The organism is Tropicimonas marinistellae (assembly GCF_001509585.1).
Taxonomy (GTDB): Bacteria; Pseudomonadota; Alphaproteobacteria; order Rhodobacterales; family Rhodobacteraceae; genus Tropicimonas; species Tropicimonas marinistellae.
The window spans coordinates 233,856-251,393 of sequence record NZ_LNCI01000001.1 but is presented as its reverse complement, the minus strand read 5'-3'; the positions used below and the strand labels follow the sequence as shown (position 1 = coordinate 251,393).

At 61.2% G+C, this 17,538-nt stretch carries 16 protein-coding genes; 4 read left to right on the top strand and 12 right to left on the bottom strand.

Annotated elements, in window-relative coordinates; genetic code table 11:
* Nucleotides 1-83 precede the first annotated feature (83 nt).
* Together ARC39_RS01110 and ARC39_RS01105 are read left to right on the top strand one after the other, a co-directional pair.
* A complete protein-coding gene (locus ARC39_RS01110) occupies nt 84-1,169 on the top strand; it encodes an ABC transporter permease (RefSeq protein ID WP_068108771.1) in 1,086 nt (361 codons plus the stop codon).
* The gene (locus tag ARC39_RS01105) at nt 1,166-1,948 is read left to right on the top strand and encodes an ATP-binding cassette domain-containing protein (protein ID WP_068108768.1); all 783 of its coding nucleotides are present in this window, start codon (nt 1,166-1,168) and stop codon (nt 1,946-1,948) included. Before ARC39_RS01110 ends, ARC39_RS01105 begins: the two co-directional genes overlap by 4 nt.
* A gap of 139 nt (nt 1,949-2,087) precedes the next feature.
* On the opposite strand, the gene ARC39_RS01100 is transcribed toward ARC39_RS01105, so the two are convergent.
* The 8 genes from ARC39_RS01100 to clpS all read right to left on the bottom strand — a co-directional run bounded on the left by ARC39_RS01100 (nt 2,088) and on the right by clpS (nt 10,617).
* A complete protein-coding gene (locus ARC39_RS01100) occupies nt 2,088-3,278 on the bottom strand; it encodes a tryptophan 2,3-dioxygenase (RefSeq protein WP_068108765.1) in 1,191 nt (396 codons plus the stop codon).
* 232 nt (nt 3,279-3,510) lie between these two features.
* Nucleotides 3,511-4,464: an ABC transporter ATP-binding protein gene (locus ARC39_RS01095; protein WP_068108763.1), complete on the bottom strand. Its 954-nt coding sequence runs from the start codon at nt 4,462-4,464 to the stop codon at nt 3,511-3,513.
* The gene (locus tag ARC39_RS01090; protein WP_068108756.1) at nt 4,461-5,438 is read right to left on the bottom strand and encodes an ABC transporter ATP-binding protein; all 978 of its coding nucleotides are present in this window, start codon (nt 5,436-5,438) and stop codon (nt 4,461-4,463) included. Before ARC39_RS01090 ends, ARC39_RS01095 begins: the two co-directional genes overlap by 4 nt.
* Before the next feature lie 4 nt (nt 5,439-5,442).
* Nucleotides 5,443-6,333, bottom strand: a complete 891-nt coding sequence (locus ARC39_RS01085) for an ABC transporter permease subunit (protein ID WP_068108753.1) — start codon at nt 6,331-6,333, stop codon at nt 5,443-5,445.
* 1 nt (nt 6,334) lies between these two features.
* Complete coding sequence (locus tag ARC39_RS01080) at nt 6,335-7,342, bottom strand: ABC transporter permease subunit (RefSeq protein WP_068108750.1); 1,008 nt, start codon at nt 7,340-7,342, stop codon at nt 6,335-6,337.
* Nucleotides 7,336-8,433: a M24 family metallopeptidase gene (locus tag ARC39_RS01075; RefSeq protein ID WP_068108745.1), complete on the bottom strand. Its 1,098-nt coding sequence runs from the start codon at nt 8,431-8,433 to the stop codon at nt 7,336-7,338. The genes ARC39_RS01080 and ARC39_RS01075 overlap by 7 nt, the downstream gene beginning before the upstream one ends.
* A 59-nt stretch (nt 8,434-8,492) precedes the next feature.
* Entirely contained in the window at nt 8,493-10,085 is a 1,593-nt protein-coding gene (locus tag ARC39_RS01070) for an ABC transporter substrate-binding protein (RefSeq protein ID WP_068108742.1), read from the bottom strand.
* A gap of 211 nt (nt 10,086-10,296) precedes the next feature.
* Nucleotides 10,297-10,617 carry an ATP-dependent Clp protease adapter ClpS gene (gene clpS / locus ARC39_RS01065; protein WP_201455704.1) on the bottom strand — a complete coding sequence of 107 codons (321 nt, stop codon included), beginning with the start codon at nt 10,615-10,617 and terminating at the stop codon, nt 10,297-10,299.
* Between the two features lie 133 nt (nt 10,618-10,750).
* On the opposite strand from clpS, the gene ARC39_RS01060 reads away from it, so the two are divergent.
* Nucleotides 10,751-11,449: an HAD family hydrolase gene (locus tag ARC39_RS01060; RefSeq protein ID WP_068108736.1), complete on the top strand. Its 699-nt coding sequence runs from the start codon at nt 10,751-10,753 to the stop codon at nt 11,447-11,449.
* A gap of 182 nt (nt 11,450-11,631) precedes the next feature.
* A complete protein-coding gene (locus ARC39_RS01055; protein ID WP_078059009.1) occupies nt 11,632-13,107 on the top strand; it encodes a D-alanyl-D-alanine carboxypeptidase family protein in 1,476 nt (491 codons plus the stop codon).
* 86 nt (nt 13,108-13,193) lie between these two features.
* On the opposite strand, the gene ccoS is transcribed toward ARC39_RS01055, so the two are convergent.
* The 4 genes from ccoS to ccoG all read right to left on the bottom strand — a co-directional run bounded on the left by ccoS (nt 13,194) and on the right by ccoG (nt 17,474).
* Nucleotides 13,194-13,364 (bottom strand): cbb3-type cytochrome oxidase assembly protein CcoS, encoded by a 171-nt coding sequence (ccoS, locus tag ARC39_RS01050; protein ID WP_068108733.1) that lies wholly within the window; start codon nt 13,362-13,364, stop codon nt 13,194-13,196.
* Between the two features lie 4 nt (nt 13,365-13,368).
* The gene (locus ARC39_RS01045) at nt 13,369-15,510 is read right to left on the bottom strand and encodes a heavy metal translocating P-type ATPase (RefSeq protein WP_149866265.1); all 2,142 of its coding nucleotides are present in this window, start codon (nt 15,508-15,510) and stop codon (nt 13,369-13,371) included.
* A 72-nt stretch (nt 15,511-15,582) separates the two neighbouring features.
* Nucleotides 15,583-16,032: a FixH family protein gene (locus ARC39_RS01040; RefSeq protein ID WP_068108727.1), complete on the bottom strand. Its 450-nt coding sequence runs from the start codon at nt 16,030-16,032 to the stop codon at nt 15,583-15,585.
* Nucleotides 16,033-16,034: 2 nt separating this feature from the next.
* The gene (gene ccoG / locus ARC39_RS01035) at nt 16,035-17,474 is read right to left on the bottom strand and encodes a cytochrome c oxidase accessory protein CcoG (RefSeq protein ID WP_068108723.1); all 1,440 of its coding nucleotides are present in this window, start codon (nt 17,472-17,474) and stop codon (nt 16,035-16,037) included.
* Between the last annotated feature and the right edge of the window lie 64 nt (nt 17,475-17,538).

Below are 17,538 nucleotides of genomic sequence, written 5' to 3'. Positions count from 1 at the left end.
TCCGTACCGCCCCTCGCCTTCGGGCTAACTGGAACTGCCGTGACAGGCGGTTCAAGCCAGCGAGCAGAGTCAGGGAGATTGGAATGTCCGACACAGATGGCGCAAACTCCGACGCCGGAAAACTAAGCTACGAGTCCGTCCTGAAGGACGCCGCGACCAACGTGGCCGAGTTCGACCAAGACGAAAGCTTCGGCCGGAAGCTCCAGAACTGGCTACATGCCACACCGGCCGCCGTGCCCGTGTTCGTTCTAATCATGGCCGTGATCGTGTTCGGACTTATTCTCGGCAGCAAGTTCTTCTCGCCATTTGCAATGACGCTCATCCTGCAACAGGTAATGATCGTCGGAATCACGGCTTCGGCCCAGACACTCGTCATCCTGACCGCGGGTATCGACCTGTCGGTTGGCGCGATCATGGTGTTCTCGTCGGTTATCATGGGCCAGTTCACTTTCCGCTACGGGATTCCGGCGGAAATCTCCATCGGCATTGGCCTCATGGCCGGCGCGCTGATGGGATTCATCAATGGCGTTCTCGTCGCCTATGTCAAACTGCCACCATTCATCGTGACCTTGGGCACATGGCAGATCTTCCTTGCCGCAAACTTCCTCTACTCGGCGAACGAAACGATCCGAGCGCAGGAAATCGAGGAACAGGCACCCGCGCTCCAGCTATTCGGCGAAAGCTTCCGGTTTGGAGGCGCGGTCTTCACCTATGGCGCGGTGGCCATGCTGGTTATCGTTTTCCTGCTGGCCTATGTCCTTCGCAATACGGCGTGGGGTCGGCATGTCTATGCCGTGGGCGATGACCAGGAGGCCGCCGAGCTTTCCGGCGTGAAGGTCAAGAACACGCTCATCCAAGTCTACACGCTCTCCGGTCTCATCTGCGCATTTGCCGGGTGGTGCCTGATTGGACGCATCGGGTCGGTTTCGCCCACATCCGGCCAAAACGCCAACATCGAGGCGATCACCGCCGTGGTGATCGGGGGCGTCTCGCTCTTCGGTGGACGCGGGTCGATCCTCGGCGCTCTCGCGGGAGGCCTCATCGTCGGCGTGTTCTCACTTGGCCTCCGCATGATCGGCACAGATCCGCAATGGACCTACTTGCTGATCGGTGCGCTCATCATCTTCGCGGTCACCGTCGACCAATGGATCAGAAAGGGAACGGCATGAGCACGGCACCCATCCTTCAGGCACGCGGCCTGGTCAAGAAATTCGGCAAGGTCACCGCGCTCAACGGCTGCGATTTCGAACTCTATCCCGGCGAGGTTCTCGCGGTGATCGGCGACAACGGGGCAGGAAAGTCGGTGATGATCAAATCACTCTCCGGCGCCATCCAGCCCGACTCGGGCGTCGTCGAACTGGACAGCCAACCTGTCCACTTCAATTCGCCGCTCGAAGCGCGTGCCGCTGGGATCGAGACCGTCTACCAGACCCTCGCGATGTCCCCTGCCCTGTCGATCGCGGACAACATGTTCATGGGGCGGGAGTTGCGCAAACCCGGTTGGCGAGGGAAGTACCTTCGCCAGCTCGACAAGTCCTCCATGGACGCCTTTGCACGGGAGAAGCTCAATGAGCTTGGCCTGATGACCATTCAGAATATCCGGCAGGCGGTGGAAACTCTCTCAGGAGGTCAGCGGCAAGGCATCGCAGTGGCCCGCGCGGCGGCATTCGGTTCGAAGGTCATCATCCTTGACGAACCCACCGCGGCGCTCGGCGTCAAGGAGAGCCGCCGGGTACTGGAACTCATTCAAGACGTCCGATCCCGCGGGATACCGATCGTGCTCATTTCGCACAATATGCCGCACGTGTTCGAGGTGGCGGACCGCATCCATATCCACCGTCTTGGCAGGCGCCTTTGCGTTATCAAACCATCGGATCACTCGATGTCCGAAGCGGTGGCGATGATGACCGGCGCAATGGAGCCCCCCAAAGAGGTCCAGGCTGCCTAACGGTAACCTGGAAAAACCGAACAGGGAGCGCCGGACCACCCCTCCGACCGTACGATAGGTTGGTCTCCCCCGGTCCGGTGGTCCCTGTTCACCTTTCGACCAAGGCAAAGCGAAACTATTCGTGACTCTCTGAACTGCGTCAGGAAGACCCGGGCGGAGAGGAGCGAAAAACCGGTATTTGCCGGGTCTCCGCCAAGTACGGCACACCTTCGGTGTACCCGGTACCGCCGCGCTCACCCAGGTACCGGCGGGCAAGTTCGAAATGCGCCTGCCGCCATCGCCCCAACTGGCGGGCGAACTCAGTCATCTCCGCGTCCAGCAACGCGAGATCATCCGGCTCCGATGCCCGATCATCCCGAAGCGTCTCAAGTGCCGCGGAAAGCGAAGGAACACCCGCGCGCACCTCTTCCTGCACCTGCGGCACGGAACGATACGCCACCGAGTTCAATCGCTCGGCACCCGGAGCGGAGCAAAGTGCCTCCACCCGCTTGTAGCCGGTCGACTGAATAGCGCTCGCGCCCTCCGTAAACCGGCGGAAATCATGAAATGCAGCCGGCTGCAGAGAGCCGATGAGCGGAAAAAGACGCAAGGCTTCGCGCAAGAGAACGTTTGCCAACTTCAGCCGCTCGACGGCTCTGGCGGGTGCCGTGGGCAAAGCGCTCACAGCCTCCTGCAAAACGGTCGCGATCCACGCAAACGTCACTTCAAAGCTCTGAAGAACCCGAAGGAAAAGGTATTCGTCATGCACCACGTGAACGGGGATCATGCTGGCATCCAGCCGATGCCGCCATGCCTTTGAAACGCGCGCGCGAGCATGATCGGCGACAGACCGTGCGTCGCCTTCCGGACCCGCATTCCGAAGAACAATACTCTCTCGCTCAAGGGTTGGCCGAAGGGCCGCGAGAACAAGCCGAAGGCGACGACGTGCGAGGTCCGGCGCGGGCCGTTTTTCCGGCAGGATCTCCGCCGTGCCTTCCAGAGCGTCCAACTCAAAACCTGCCAAGTCCCCGAGCAGCGCCAATTGAGCGGCATCGCGTTGGCACAACACCTCGCGTCGCGTCAGTCCGGGCGCTGTCATCCGGTCCAGGCCAAGCACCGGAAGGGCACAATAGCTGGCGTAGTCGTAACGTCCATCGACCTTGTCCAGCGCAACAAAGAGGAAGTCGTCGAGGCGGCGTCGATCAACCTCCGCGCCCTCGATGCGCTGCCAGTTATCGCGCAAGCCGTCGAGCCGCGCCGTGACGTTCCGCGCTACGAAATGCTTGCCGCTTGCCCTGTAGGTTGCAAGTGTCTCGGCGTAGGGAAAGCGACCTGCCGTCGGTGCCTGCATCCAACGGTCGAACGCCGCCGCGAAGCGCTCTGCGCCAGAAGGCCCGGGCAGCGTCGATGTGGACCGATCTGAGATGACCGAGGTCTCCTCTGGCAGGTTCGCATGTGCGGTGGTTGCACCCGATTTGTAGAGGCCACGCTACCGCCGGGCAACTGTTTCCGCAACGCAGCATCGCACCTCACCGCCCACGTAACGAAGCCGTTAGCGTCCCAAAACTCACCCTTGCAGGTGATTACTCCGGAAAATGGCAGGCCGCAGCGTGAGCCGTCGCGTCGAGCTCGGGACGTTCCTGGCGACATTTGTCCTGCGCCTTCCAGCATCGTGGCGAGAAGGGGCACCCCGGCGGGATATCGACCGGAGAGGGCAACTCGCCCGTAAGCTTGATCCGCTCCTTCCGCAACGTGGGGTCGGCCATCGGCGTCGCTGAGAGCAGTGCCTTGGTGTAGGGGTGCCGTTGATGGGCGAAGATCTCTTCCTTGCTGCCAACTTCGACCGGACGACCGAGATACATCACGATGACGTCGTCGGCGACATGTTTCACCACGGAAAGATCATGGCTGATAAAGAGATAGGCGAGCCCGAGACGCTCTTGCAGATCGACCAGCAGGTTTAGGATCTGACTCTGGATCGAAAGGTCCAGCGCCGAAACGGGTTCGTCCAGAACGAGCACCTTCGGCTCCAGCATCAGCGCCCGTCCCACGGCGATCCGTTGCCGCTGACCGCCGGAGAACATGTGCGGATATCGGTCATAGTGCTCCGGGCGCAAGCCAACCAGATCCAGCATTTCCCGCGCCCGCCGGGTCCGTTCGTCGGGCGACAGGTCGGGGCGATTGATCAGCAGTGGTTCCTCGAGGATCTGCCCGCAGCGCTGACGCGGGTTGAGCGAGCCGTAAGGGTCTTGAAACACGATCTGAACGGTGGTGCGCAACGCGTCGTGCGTACCAGGCGCGGCCAAGGTGCCATCAAGCGAAAAGCTGCCGGACACGGGCTCTTCGATCATGGTGATGCAACGGGCGAGCGTGGACTTCCCGCATCCGGATTCCCCCACCACCGCCAACGTCTTTCCGGCTTCAAGCGTGAATGAGGCTCCGGTCAGGGCGCGCACCACACGATCCTGCCCGAATAACCCGCCCTTCAGAACGTATTCCTGCGTGAGGTTCTCGGCGACGAGGACTGGCTCGGTCATGCGTCTTGCTCCACAGGGACGTTAATCGGGTAGTGGCACCGGGCGACCCCGAGTTCGGGTCCGGCGACCGGCGGTGGCGTTGTCCGGCAAAGGTCGGTCGCCATGGCGCAGCGCGGGCTGAAAAGACATCCCTTGGGCCGGTCGAATTGACCGGGCACGACACCGGGGATCGTGGGCAGGTGCTTTGTCGTGGCACGCTCTGGCAGCGCCGCCAGGAGTGCTGCGGTGTAGGGGTGATGCGGCGTATTGAACAGCGGCACCACCGCCTGCTGTTCGACCTTCTGACCGGCATACTGCACCGATACACGATCGGCCGTTTCTGCCACCACGCCCATGTCGTGCGTGATAAGCACAAGCGCCATACCCGTCTCTTCTTGCAGGCTCGTCAGCAGTTCAAGGATCTGCGCTTGAATCGTCACGTCCAGCGCCGTCGTGGGTTCGTCGGCAATCAACAGCTTCGGTTTACAGGCGATAGCCATGGCGATCATGACCCGCTGATTCATGCCGCCCGACATTTGGTGCGGAAACGCCGACAGGCGGGTTTCGGGGGCAGGAATACCCACTTGTTCGAAAAGCTCGACGGCCCGCGCTTGGCGCGCATTGCGGTCCATCCCCAGGTGAATGCGGAGCGCCTCCTTAATCTGGAAACCCACCGTATAGCAGGGGTTGAGCGAGGTCATCGGCTCCTGAAAGATCATCGACATGTCCTTGCCGATGATCCGCCGCCGCTGCTTCGGAGTAATCCCGCGCAGGTCGCTACCGTCAAAAGTCATGACATCCGATGTGATCGTCGCGGTCCAGGGTAAAAGCCCCATCATGGCCAGGAACGCCACGGACTTGCCGGAGCCGGATTCTCCCACGACCGCGGTTATATCCCCGGGCTCCAATGTCAGGTCGAATCCGTCCACGGCCCGAAAAGTACCGGATGTCGTTGCAAAATCGACCGAGAGGTTGCGGACTTCGAGCAGCGCCATGTCGTCAGCTCCTCTTCAGCTTGGGGTCGAGCGCGTCGCGCAGCCCGTCGCCCATGAGGTTGATGGCGATCACGGTAATGAGGATCGCGAGCCCCGGGAAGGTGACGACCCACCAGGCACGCAGAATGAACTCGCGCGCCTCGGCCAACATGGTTCCCCACTCCGGTGTAGGCGGCTGCGCGCCCATGCCTAGGAATCCGAGCGCGGCGGCATCGAGGATCGCGGTCGAGAAAGAGAGAGCCGCCTGCACGATGATCGGCGCCAGGCAGTTGGGCAGAACCGTGACAAACATCATCCGCCAACGGCTCGCGCCGACCACCTTGGCAGAGGTCACGTAGTCCTTGTGCCGTTCGGCCAACACCGAGGCCCGTGTAAGGCGTACGTAGTGCGGCTGCAGAACGATAGCGATGGCGATCATCGCGTTCAGGAGCGTCGGGCCGAGGATGGCCACCAGCACCAGTGCCAGAAGCAGCGAGGGGAAGGCGAGGATCACGTCCATTGTACGCATGATGATCGAGTCGAGCCATTTCGGCGCAAATCCGGCCAGCAGGCCGACGGTAATGCCGCCAGAGGCCGCGACTACGACCACCACGATGCCGACAAAGAACGAATAGCGTGCGCCGTGCAGGAGCCGTGACAGCAGGTCCCGCCCCAATGCGTCAGTGCCGAGGACAAACCGCCACTCGCCGCCTTCCTGCCAGGCCGGTGGCTGCAGCAAATGGTCTCTGTATTGCAGTGTCGGATCGTGCGGCGCGAGCAACGGCGCGAAGACCGCGACGAAGAGGAAGGCGAGGAAGACCCACAGGCCGACGACGGCGCCCCGGTTCTCCCGGAAGTAGAACCAGAATTCTCTCAGGCGACCGGGCCGCTCGACGGAGACTGTTGCATCTGCCATGTCAGGCCTTCCTGATCTTGGGATTGATGAGGCCGTAGAGGACATCGACCGTCAGGTTCACGATCATCACCATGACCGCGATCAGCAAGAGCCCGCCCTGCACCACCGGGTAATCCCGGCGGTATATGGAATCGAGCATCCATTTGCCGATACCAGGCCAGGAGAAGATCGACTCAGTGAGAATCGCACCGCCAAGCAGTGTTCCGACGAGCAGGCCCACCACGGTTACCACCGGGATCAACGCATTGCGCAATGCGTGAATGAAGGTCACGCGGTTGGGCGGCAAACCCTTGGCGCGGGCAGTGCGGATGTAGTCCTCCGACAATACCTCCAGCATCGCCGAGCGAGTTTGTCGCGCAATGACTGCGAGCGGGATCGTACCAAGCACGATCGTTGGCAGGATAAGGTGCACCGCAGCGGACCGGAAGGCGCCTGCCTGACCCGAAAGCAGCGAGTCGATCAGCATGAAGCCCGTCACGTCGTCGAAATAAAACAACAGCGAGATCCGCCCCGAGACCGGTGTCCAGCCAAGCCAGCCGGAAAAGACGATGATCATGAGCAACGCCCACCAGAAGATCGGCATGGAGTATCCAACAAGCGCGGTGGACATCAGCGCGCGGTCGAAGAGCTTGCCACGGTTGATTGCGGCGATGATGCCTGCGGGCAGGCCAAGCACCACCGCAAAGATCATTGCGCAGATCGACAATTCGAGCGTCGCTGGGAAAAGCGCAAAAAACTCTTCGAAAACCGGCTTCTTGGTGACAAACGACGTACCGAGATCACCTCGTAGAACACCGGTCATGTAGTCCCAGTATTGAATCACCAACGGCCGGTCGAAGCCGAATTGTGCCTGCAACTCGGCATATCGTTCCGCGCTCACCCCGCGCTCGCCGGCCATCACGATGATCGGATCGCCCGGAAGCAACCGGATGAATGAAAACGAGATGAGCGTCACGCCGATGAAGGTCGGCACGAAGGTCAACAGGCGCGACAGCAAGAACTTCAGCATTGTCCAACCACGGTCAATTCCTTGGGAAAGGTCGTGAGCGAGCGGCACCCCGTTTCGGTGACGAGCACGTCGTCCTCGATGCGTATTCCGAACGCTCCGTCGCCGTATAGCCCCGGCTCGATGGTAAACACCATACCCGGTTCCAGTATTTCATGGTTGCCGCGCATGATCTGTGGCGCCTCGTGGACGGCGCGGCCGAGGCCATGGCCGGTTTTCGTACGGATCCAGTCGGACCAAGGCGACGCCTCGAGCACCGCCGTACACGCGTCATCCACATCGTGTGCCGTTACTCCCGGGCGGGTGATTTCGTGGCCTTTGAGGTTGGCGGCCAAAACTACCTCATAGACCGAACGCGCCTCGTCCGTTGCGTGTCCGACAAAGACCGTGCGCGTGATGTCTGCATTCAGCCCGTCGACCCGCGCGCCGAAGTCGAACAACAGCGTATCTCCGTCCCTCAAGGCATAGTCGGTGCGTGCATGCGCGTGGGGTTTCGCCGAATTGTCGCCAGCGGCCACAATCGGACCGAAGGCATGTTCCTGCGCGCCGTTACGAAAAAGCGCCTGTGTCAGAAGGCTTTCGACCTCGGCCTCGGTCTGGCCGGTCCGCACCTGCTCCAACACTTCGGCCAGCGCTTGTTCCGACGCCCTGATTGCGCATTCCAGCGTCGCGATTTCTTGCGGTGACTTCACCCTGCGCAGTGCGGATATCTCTCGTTCCGCATCGACGATCTGCAATCCCGGATAGGCCGTTTTCAGCGCGTGATGAACAAAAACGCGCATCACCTGCCCTTCGACAGCCAATGTGCCGAGCGGAGTTTGCTTTGCCAGCGCCGCGAAGGCACTTGCGTATCCGTCCTGATCTCTCCAGTCGAAGACCTTCCCTTCGAAGCCGAGCGCATCGAAGCTTCTCATTTCGAGGTTTGGAACCACCGCTGCCGGCGCATTCTCCACTGGGACGATGACAACCAGCGGACGCTCAAGACTGTGAAATGAGGTATTGTACAGGCGCTCGAAATTTGGGCCGGGCACAAGGGCCACGGCATCGGCGCCGACGTCTCTGGCCGTGCGGCGCAGGGCGCTATAGCGATCCATCTGGGATAAAACCTGGCGGAACGAACCGGGGCGTTGTTACGCCCCGGTCCACATCACGTTTATTCGGCGAGGCTGACGCCGTAGAAGATGTGCCCGCCGAGCGGGTGCACCTTGTAGCCTTCCACCTCTGGGCGCATTGGCATGAAGACGACCGAGTGGGCGATGGTGGCCCAGGGCGCTTGCTCCTTGAAGACGACTTGAGCCTCCTCATAGAGCTTAGCACGCTCTTCCTGGGTCGGCAGCACCTTGGCATCCTGGATCAGTTTCTCGAACGGTTCGTGGCACCACTGAGCCCTGTTCGAGCCGCCAACACCGTCACAGCCCAAGAGCACGGCCAGGAAGTTGTCCGGATCGCCGTTGTCGCCCGTCCAGCCAAGCAGCACCGCGCCATCGCGGTCCACGGCCTTGGAACGATCCAGGTATTCGCCCCACTCATAGGAGACGATTTCGACGTCCACGCCGATATTGGAAAAATCGGCCTGGATCAGCTCAGCCATGCGACGGGCATTGGGGTTGTAGGGGCGTTGCACCGGCATCGCCCAGACCTTCATGGACAGATCGGAGACACCTTCCGCTTCCAGCGCCGCCTTTGCCGCATCGGGATCGAACGCATCGTCTTCAATCGCGTCATTGTAGGACCAGATGGTCGGCGGGATCGGGTTCTTGGCGATCTCGCCGGAGCCCTGGAACACCACGTCGATAATGGCCTGCTTATCGATGGCCATGTTGAGCGCCTTGCGGACCTTCGGGTTGTCAAATGGCGGCAACTGAGTGTTGTAGGCCAAGTAGCCCACGTTCAGACCCTGCTGTTCCATCACGTTGACGTCCGGGTTGTCCTTCATCGCCTGGATGTCTGCCGGGTTCGGATAGGGCATTACGTGGCATTCGCCGGCCTGAAGCTTCTGGTACCGCACCGAAGCATCCGGTGTGATCGCAAAGACCAGATTTTCAATCGCGGCCGGATCGCGCCAGTAGTCGTCGTTGCGCATGTAGCGCACCACGGCGTCCTTTTGGTAGGCGACGAACTTGAACGGGCCGGTACCGATGGGTGCCTGGTTGAGCATCTCGGGCGTGCCGGCTTCCAGCATCGCGTCGGCGTATTCCTTCGACATGATCGAAGCAAAACCCATTGCGAGGTTGGAGATCATCGGCGCTTCGGGGCGGGCCAGCACGAACTTGACGGTGTAATCGTCGACCTTGACGATTTCCTTGATCAGATCCGGCATCGACATGCCGTTGAAGTACTCCCACGTGCCGCCGGAAACTTGGTTGTAGGGGTTCTCCGGGTCGCCCTGGCGCATGAACGAAAAGATCACGTCGTCCGCATTGAAGTCGCGGGAGGGCGTGAACTGGTCATTGCCATGGAACTTCACACCTTGGCGAAGATTGAAGGTGTATTCGGTGCCGTCCTCGGAAACTTCCCAGCTTTCGGCAAGCCCGGGGATGACATTCGTCGTGCCGGTCTCGAACAAGGTGAGCTTGTCGTAGATCGTGTGTTCGGACGCGTCGAAGGTCGTGCCGGACGTATAGAGTGCCGGGTCGAACCCTTCGGGCGAGCCTTCGGAGCAATAGACGAGGGTCTGAGCCGATGCCGCCCCGGCCAGAGCCGTTGCACACATCATGGCTGCGGTGATTGTCCGCGAAAATTTCATTGATTTTCTCCCTGCAAGGTCTGCCCACTTACGGGGCACATGCAAAAAGTTAGACTACCAAACCGATGTGGATGCAAGTTGTGCGGCGCAATCCCGTTACGACAGGCACATCAAATAATCGATGCCTCTTCGACATGGACGGCGATGCGGTGAACGGGCGGAAGCAGGCTTGGAAAGTCCAAGACTATGGATTGCCTGCTGGCCGGTGGGATTATTCCTTCTCCATCGTGCATTGGAGAGGGTGTTGGTGGCGCCGCGCGAAATCCATCACTTGGGCGACCTTGGTCTCCGCCACCTCGTGGCTGAACACACCGACAACCGCGACGCCCTTCTTGTGTACGACGAGCATTAACTCGAACGCCTGGGCATGGGTCATACCGAAGAAACGTTCGAGTATGTGCACGACGAATTCCATCGGCGTGTAGTCGTCGTTCAGAAGGAGGACCTTGTACAGTGGCGGGCGTTGCGTGCGCGGGCGCGTTTTGGTCGCGACGCCGGTTTCGCCATCGGTCTGGTCGTCGTCGGAGGACAAAAAGGGCTCGCTGAGGCGGGTCAAGGCGCGGTGCGCTCCATTGGCTACTGGGAAATCCGGCGTCGTCTGCGTTTATATAGCTGCTAGGTATGGTCTGAAAAGGGTTCAGACGAGGCGAGCGAGGGCAACGCCCATGAAAGTAACGACAATCGGCTTCGATGCCGACGATACGCTCTGGCACAATGAGCGATTTTACGTCCTCACGCAGGACCGATTCGCCGACCTACTGAGCGACTATACCGACCGAACGACCCTCGACGAACGCCTGCTCGACTCCGAGAAACGCAACATCGGCCACTACGGATACGGCATCAAGGGCTTCATGTTGTCGATGATCGAAACGGCCATAGAGGTCACGGATGGGCGCGTTCCGGCAACGGTGATCAACCGGATTCTCGAGATTGGTCAGGATATGTTGCGCCATCCGATCGAGTTGCTTCCGCACGCGGAAGCCGCGGTAAAGGCCATGGCCGCGTCGCATCACCGCGTTTTGCTCATCACCAAGGGCGATCTGCTCGACCAGGAGCGCAAGCTGACGGAATCGGGCTTGTGGGAGTATTTCGATGGGGTCGAAATCGTCTCGGAGAAGTCACCCGACGTCTACGGGCGGATATTCAGCGAGCACGGGGATGGTGCGGACCGCGCCATGATGGTCGGCAATTCGATGAAATCCGACGTGGTTCCGGCAATCGCTGCCGGCGCCTGGGGCATTCACGTGCCCTTTCACCTGGCCTGGGCTCTGGAGGCCGCCGAACCACCCGAAGGACACGACCGTTACCGGGTTTTGGATGATCTCGGCAATCTGCCGGAATTGGTGGCCGAAATCGGCTAAAATCTTGTAGCTAGGCGGGTTTTGCCCCCGACATCTTGCGCTTGTTGCTTGAATACCACCCGAAAACACGTTGAATTCGAACGCTTTTCGACTCCATCGGAGCGTGCTACGATGCCCGGGAGCAAAAAAGAATCCGACCCTGAAAACAGGGCGGCTTGAGGCAGACAGAGGCAGGCTTCGTGATGACGACGAGCACTTGTGGGCGCCGTGCGCTCGCATTCCCCGTGATTCTCATTCTGACCTTCGCCGTGATGATCGGCACGTCCATTCGTGCCGGCGCGGCTCCATATGCAGCCATGGTCATGGACGCCCGAACTGGGGAGGTTCTGCATTCCCGCAATGCCGACACGCGGCTGCACCCGGCGTCTCTCACCAAGATGATGACGCTCTACATTGCATTCGAGGCCGTCGAACATGGCGAGATCGGGCTCGATACCAAGGTGCGCATCTCCAAGAAGGCGGCAAACGAGGTTCCTTCCAAGCTCGGTCTGAAGGCCGGTCAACAGATCGAGCTTCGCTACCTGATCCGCGCGGCCGCGGTAAAATCGGCCAACGATGCCGCGACCGCCATTGGCGAAGCGATTTCCGGTAGCGAGGCGGCCTTCGCCCGCCGTATGAACCGCACGGCAAAGGCGCTCGGCATGACGCGCACGACCTTCAAGAACATGAACGGCCTGACCGAATCCGGGCACCTTTCGACGGCGCGGGACATGACGATCCTCGGACGACACCTGTTCTACGACTATCCCGAATACTACAACCTGTTTTCCCGGCGTTCGACGGACGCCAAGATCCGGACAGTCTATAACACGAACCGCAAGTTCCTGGCGGCCTACAAGGGCGCGGACGGGATCAAGACAGGCTACACCAACGCCGCCGGCTCTAACCTCGTCGCCTCTGCCCATCGCGGCAACACCCGGATTATCACAACCGTCTTCGGCGCCAGTTCAAGTGCAGCCCGCAACGCGAAGGTTGCCGAATTGATGGACCTGGGCTTCAAGCGTGCGCCGCGGCACGCCGCTGTCCGCAAGCCGAATCCACCCCGTTATGCCGGCAATGATTCCACGCCAGCCGCCAAGACCGTGAAAGTCGCCCGCGCAGTAAGCCGATCGGTGCGCCCACTCGGTCGCCCGGTCCAGGCTCCGGTGGCGAACGTCAAAATCGCCGCAATGCAAAGCGGTATCGAAGCCGCCGTTGCAATGGCCACGAACGCGACCACCGCATCAGCAAGCACCGACAGCGCCGATGAACAGATGCCGAGTGCGACCCCGGCGGCACAGGAAATCCGCGTGGCCGCGAGTGCGACCAGCGCACTGCCGATGCCCCGCCCCAAACGCATGGACTTCGCCGCCGCTATTCCGGCGAAAGAACCCACAGGCGAGCAGGTCGTCGTCTCCCGGGTTTCAACCTCAGGTGGACGTCACTGGGGGATCAATGTCGGCAGCTACCCCTCTCGGTACAAGGCTGAGCGGGTTCTTCTGAAAACTGCCCTGACCGAGATGTCCACACTCGACGGCGCGCTTCGCAAGGTCGCACAGCGCAACAGTGGCTTTGACGCGAACTTCCTCGGCCTCAGCGAAGAACAGGCTGCATTGGCCTGCCGTCGGCTCGAAGCGCGCGGTGCGGAATGCTCGACTTTCGGACCAAACGGCTCTTAAGCCCGAGCACAAGGCAAAACACACTGAACGGCGGCCAACACGGTCGCCGTTCTTTCGTTCGCGGGCAAGTCCAATGCGATATTCGCTCAGCGCTTGCGTGGCGTCTTCGGGTGCTCGTCGTACTCGTCCGACAAGATACGATGACTGTCGCCCTCCGGATCGTCGTACTGGTCACTCCGGACGGTCCAGAAAAAGGCTACAAGCCCAAGGCCGCCGAGAAAGAGCGAGATAGGTATCAGGAACGCCAAAACTTCCACCGCTTCACCTCAGCCGCAATGAGTTGAGCGAGACCGTGATTGATGAGGCCGACATCGCAAGCGCCGCCGCGAGAGGCGTCGCAAAACCGGCGATCGCAATCGGCACTGCTATCACGTTGTAAAGAGTCGCGATGGTGAAATTCTGCTTGATCCGGGTCACGGCCGAGCGTGCCGTCGTCACCGCGGAGGCGAGCGGGGCGATGTCCTCGCCCAGCAACACGATGTCTGACGCGACCCGGGCGGCGTCAAGCGCAGACGCTGGCGAGATGGACACATGGGCGGCGGCAAGCGCGGCCGTATCGTTGAGTCCGTCACCCACCATCAGAACCCGCCGGCCCGCACCGCGGAGGGCTTCGATGCGTCTGGCCTTGTCCTCCGGAAGCGCTTCGGCGGTGACATCGTCGATCCCGAGCCGCCGCGCGAAGGTTTCCACTGCCGTCTGCGCATCCCCTGAAACAAGCGCCACGGAAAGGCCAGTCTCCTTCAGCCCCTGCACCGCTTCCACCGCGCCGGGGCGCAGCCGGTCGGTGAACGTGAACCGGATCGGCGGCATACCCTCGATTGAAAGCCAGCTTGCGGTCCGCTCACCGGCTTCCGCACCGACCCAGTCCGCGCGGCCAAGCCGCACCCTGTGCCCGCGCCAAGTGCCTTGCGTACCATAGCCGGGCACTTCGGTCAGCGATTCCACACGGTCGACAGCATGTCCCCGAACCTGCGCCGCTTCGCTGAGGGCGCGTGACAGTGGATGAGACGAGCCTTCCGCCATCGCGGCCGCCAGTCGCAGATCTTCGTCCGACCAGGTGTCGTCTTCTTCCAGTATCGGCGCGCCAAGAGTTAGTGTGCCCGTCTTGTCAAAGACGACCGTGTCGACCTCCGCCAACCGCTCCAGCGCGGTGCCGTCCTTTATCAGCATTCCCCGCCGAAACAGCCGCCCCGAGGCCGCGGTGGTGACGGCTGGCACCGCCAGCCCGAGCGCACAGGGACAGGTAATGATGAGCACGGCCGCGGCAATGTTGATCGCAAGACGCACGTCGCCGGTATAGAGATACCAGCCAACCGCGGCGACAAAGGACAGGATATGCACGCCGGGGGCGTAGAGGCCCGCGGCCCGGTCTGCCAGCGACGTGTAGCGGTTCCGTGAGCTTTCGGCCATTGCGACCAGATCCGCCATGCGATGCAGGGAACTGTCACGACCGGCCGCGGTCACCCGTACGGTTAGTGGACCCGTAAGGTTGACCTCTCCCGCGCTCACTGCCTGCCCTTGCTCAGCAAAAACCGGCACCGTCTCACCTGTCAGTAGCGAGCGATCAATCTCGCTCGTACCCTCAACGATCTGGCCGTCGACCGGCATTCGACCGCCCGGTCGCACCCGGATCAGATCTCCCGGCACCAGATCGGCAACGTTGACGGTCTCCTCCCCGTTGTCCGAAAGGCGCTCCGCCCGCGGCACCTCAAGCGCTGCGAGTTCTTCCGCCGCCGACCGCGCGATTGCCCGTGTGCGATGGTCCAAATAACGGCCAGCCAGGAGAAAGAACGTGAGCGAAATAGCGGCATCGAAATACGCGTGCTCGCCCGAATGCGCCGTCTCGTAGAGAGAGGTTCCGAGTGCCAGCAGGATGGCAAGCGTGATTGGCACATCCATGTTGAGCCGCCCATGCCTAAGTGCCGCCCAGGCATTGCGGAAGAAAGGTTGTCCGGAAAAGGCGACCGCGGGAATCGCGATCAGAGCGGAAATCCAATGGAACAGGTCACGTGTGGCATCGGCGGCGCCGGACCAGACCGCAACTGAAAGAAGCATCACGTTCATCGCGGCGAACCCAGCCACCGCGAGCCGCATCAGCAGGTCCCGCCCTTGGCGATCCGTCGCGGTGGCACTCAATACCGCGCTTTCCAACTCGTGCGCTTCGTAGCCGACGCCTGCCACTGCCGCCACGAGGGCCTGGGCGGTAACCTCCGGATCGGCTTCGACAGTTGCCCGTTTGAGCGATAGGTTCACCCGCGCGGAACGCACCCCCGGGTGATCGTCCAATGCACGCTCGACAGTCGTGATGCACGCCGCACAATGAATACCGGGCAGCGAAAGCATCAATCGACCCGGTCCGACCGCCCCATCCTGCGCGCCACTGGCCGCAATACGACGTGCCATCGGAGCCGCGTCGCAGGCTGGACAAGCTGAGGCCGTTGGCGGTTCGGTGTAGGTGCTGTCAGTCATTCCCGCTCAGTTATCGAGATGCAGAGAAAGCCTCTTCTTGAAGGCCGTCCCGTCCGGTGCCGTGGCAACCATCCTAATATCCCAGTTACCAGGCGGCAGGTCCAATGGCGCCGTAAATGTTCCATCGTTGTAGGTGAACTCGGGAGCGACATCATCGCGGACGTGCGTCGCACGACCTACGATTGCATCGATACTCTTCACCTCAACCGGATAGCCGCTCCTGCCGGTGAAGGCGATGGTCAACATACCGTCCGAAACATCTGCCTCGACGTTCCAGCCGAGCGCTTCCTGTGCCGCCCGATCCGCATCGAAGGACTGACTTGCTACGTAGCTGTTCTTCACCTCCAGGCCCGGGAATGTCCCCACGGCGAGCACGGCCATGGTGACGTTGACGCCGATGATAACGGCGAAGGCGCCGGCGGTGATGAAGAAGACCTTGCGACCGGTCAGTGTCATACTCAGTTCGCTCCAGTTCCGACGAAAGTGGAGTCCTTATACACCCTCTCGCCGTTCGACAAATCCTCGATCCAGAAACGGACGTCCGTGCGGTCGGCCATGGCCGGCTCGGTTCCTTTCGGGGCAAGCACGTACACGCGCTGCTTTCCGGTGGTGTCTGCCGGAACCATGAAGCTCTCGTAGGGCGTCCCTTCGATGGCAATGCGCAAGCTTGGATCGTCCGTCGTCAGCGTAACCCGGAAACGCCGATCCTCTCCGTGCTTGTTGCGAAGGCCGAAATCGTAGGTATTGCGTATCGTCCCGTCGGACAGTGTGACAAAAATCGGTTGGCGTACCGGATGCACGGTTGCAGAGATATCAGGACGGACGAAGAGCGCCACGACAAGGCCGATACCTACCGCCGACCACAGGAAGGTGTAGAGCATCGTTCTTACACGAAACACGTGGGTCCAAGCAGATCGAGGTTTCGCGCCGTCGCGCTCGCGTACTTCGTCGCTGAGCGCCAGGTACCCGATGAGCCCGCGCTCCTTACCGACCTTGTCCATAATGTCGTCGCAGGCATCGATGCAGAGGCCGCAGGTGATGCACCCCAATTGCTGTCCGTCACGGATGTCGACGCCCATCGGGCAGACATTCACGCAGGCCATGCAATCGATGCAGTCTCCGAGTTCACCGGCGGATGCCGCCTTGCGGTGTTTACCACGCGGTTCACCGCGCCACTCCCGATAGCCAATGGTCAGAGTGTCCGGGTCCATCATGGCGGCCTGGATCCGAGGCCAGGGGCACATATAGATACATACCTGCTCGCGCATGAAGCCGCCGAAGACCAGCGTCGTGAATGTCAGCACTGCGACCGACGTATAGGACGCGGGGTGAGCCGTACCGGTGAACAACTCCCTCAGCAGAGTCGGCGCATCGGTGAAATAGAACACCCACGCGCCGCCTGTTGCCACGGCGATCAGCGTCCAGGCGACATATTTCGTCACCCGGAGGCGTAGCTTCTTCGCATCCATTTTCTTTTGGCGGTGCAAACGCAAGCGTGCGTTCCTGTCGCCTTCAATCCAGCGTTCAACGAGGATGAACAGATCCGTCCACACGGTTTGCGGGCACGTGTATCCGCACCAGACACGCCCAAGCGCCGACGTGAACAGAAACAGGCCCAGTCCCGCCATGATCAGTAGCCCGGCGACGAAATAGAATTCGTGTGGCCATATCTCGATCCAGAAGAAGAAGAACCGCCGGTTCGCCATATCCACGAGCACAGCTTGATCAGGAAGGTTCGGACCGCGGTCCCACCGGATCCATGGCGTCAGGTAGTAGATACCCAGCGTCACGATCATGATGCCCCACTTCAGGTTGCGGAAGCGACCGCGCACCTTGCGAGGGAAGACGGGTTCTCGAGCGGCATAGAGCTGCTCGGGTTGGCTGCCAGTGTCGCTCACGGAAGCTCTCCGGTGGCTGAAGGTTCGCGATTTCGCCCGTTCTAGGGGCGGGCGGGAAAAGGCG

Bases quoted from the DNA above. Each gene is read 5' to 3' on its own strand.
- ARC39_RS01045 (WP_149866265.1), bottom strand. From the start codon at position 15,510: ATGGCACGTCGTATTGCGGCCAGTGGCGCGCAGGATGGGGCGGTCGGA.
- ARC39_RS01040 (WP_068108727.1), bottom strand. From the start codon at position 16,032: ATGACACTGACCGGTCGCAAGGTCTTCTTCATCACCGCCGGCGCCTTC.
- ARC39_RS01055 (WP_078059009.1), top strand. From the start codon at position 11,632: ATGACGACGAGCACTTGTGGGCGCCGTGCGCTCGCATTCCCCGTGATT.
- ARC39_RS01075 (WP_068108745.1), bottom strand. From the start codon at position 8,433: ATGGATCGCTATAGCGCCCTGCGCCGCACGGCCAGAGACGTCGGCGCC.
- ARC39_RS01110 (WP_068108771.1), top strand. From the start codon at position 84: ATGTCCGACACAGATGGCGCAAACTCCGACGCCGGAAAACTAAGCTAC.
- ARC39_RS01060 (WP_068108736.1), top strand. From the start codon at position 10,751: ATGAAAGTAACGACAATCGGCTTCGATGCCGACGATACGCTCTGGCAC.
- ARC39_RS01105 (WP_068108768.1), top strand. From the start codon at position 1,166: ATGAGCACGGCACCCATCCTTCAGGCACGCGGCCTGGTCAAGAAATTC.
- ARC39_RS01090 (WP_068108756.1), bottom strand. From the start codon at position 5,438: ATGGCGCTGCTCGAAGTCCGCAACCTCTCGGTCGATTTTGCAACGACA.
- ARC39_RS01080 (WP_068108750.1), bottom strand. From the start codon at position 7,342: ATGCTGAAGTTCTTGCTGTCGCGCCTGTTGACCTTCGTGCCGACCTTC.
- ARC39_RS01095 (WP_068108763.1), bottom strand. From the start codon at position 4,464: ATGACCGAGCCAGTCCTCGTCGCCGAGAACCTCACGCAGGAATACGTT.
- ARC39_RS01070 (WP_068108742.1), bottom strand. From the start codon at position 10,085: ATGAAATTTTCGCGGACAATCACCGCAGCCATGATGTGTGCAACGGCT.
- ARC39_RS01100 (WP_068108765.1), bottom strand. From the start codon at position 3,278: ATGCAGGCACCGACGGCAGGTCGCTTTCCCTACGCCGAGACACTTGCA.
- ARC39_RS01085 (WP_068108753.1), bottom strand. From the start codon at position 6,333: ATGGCAGATGCAACAGTCTCCGTCGAGCGGCCCGGTCGCCTGAGAGAA.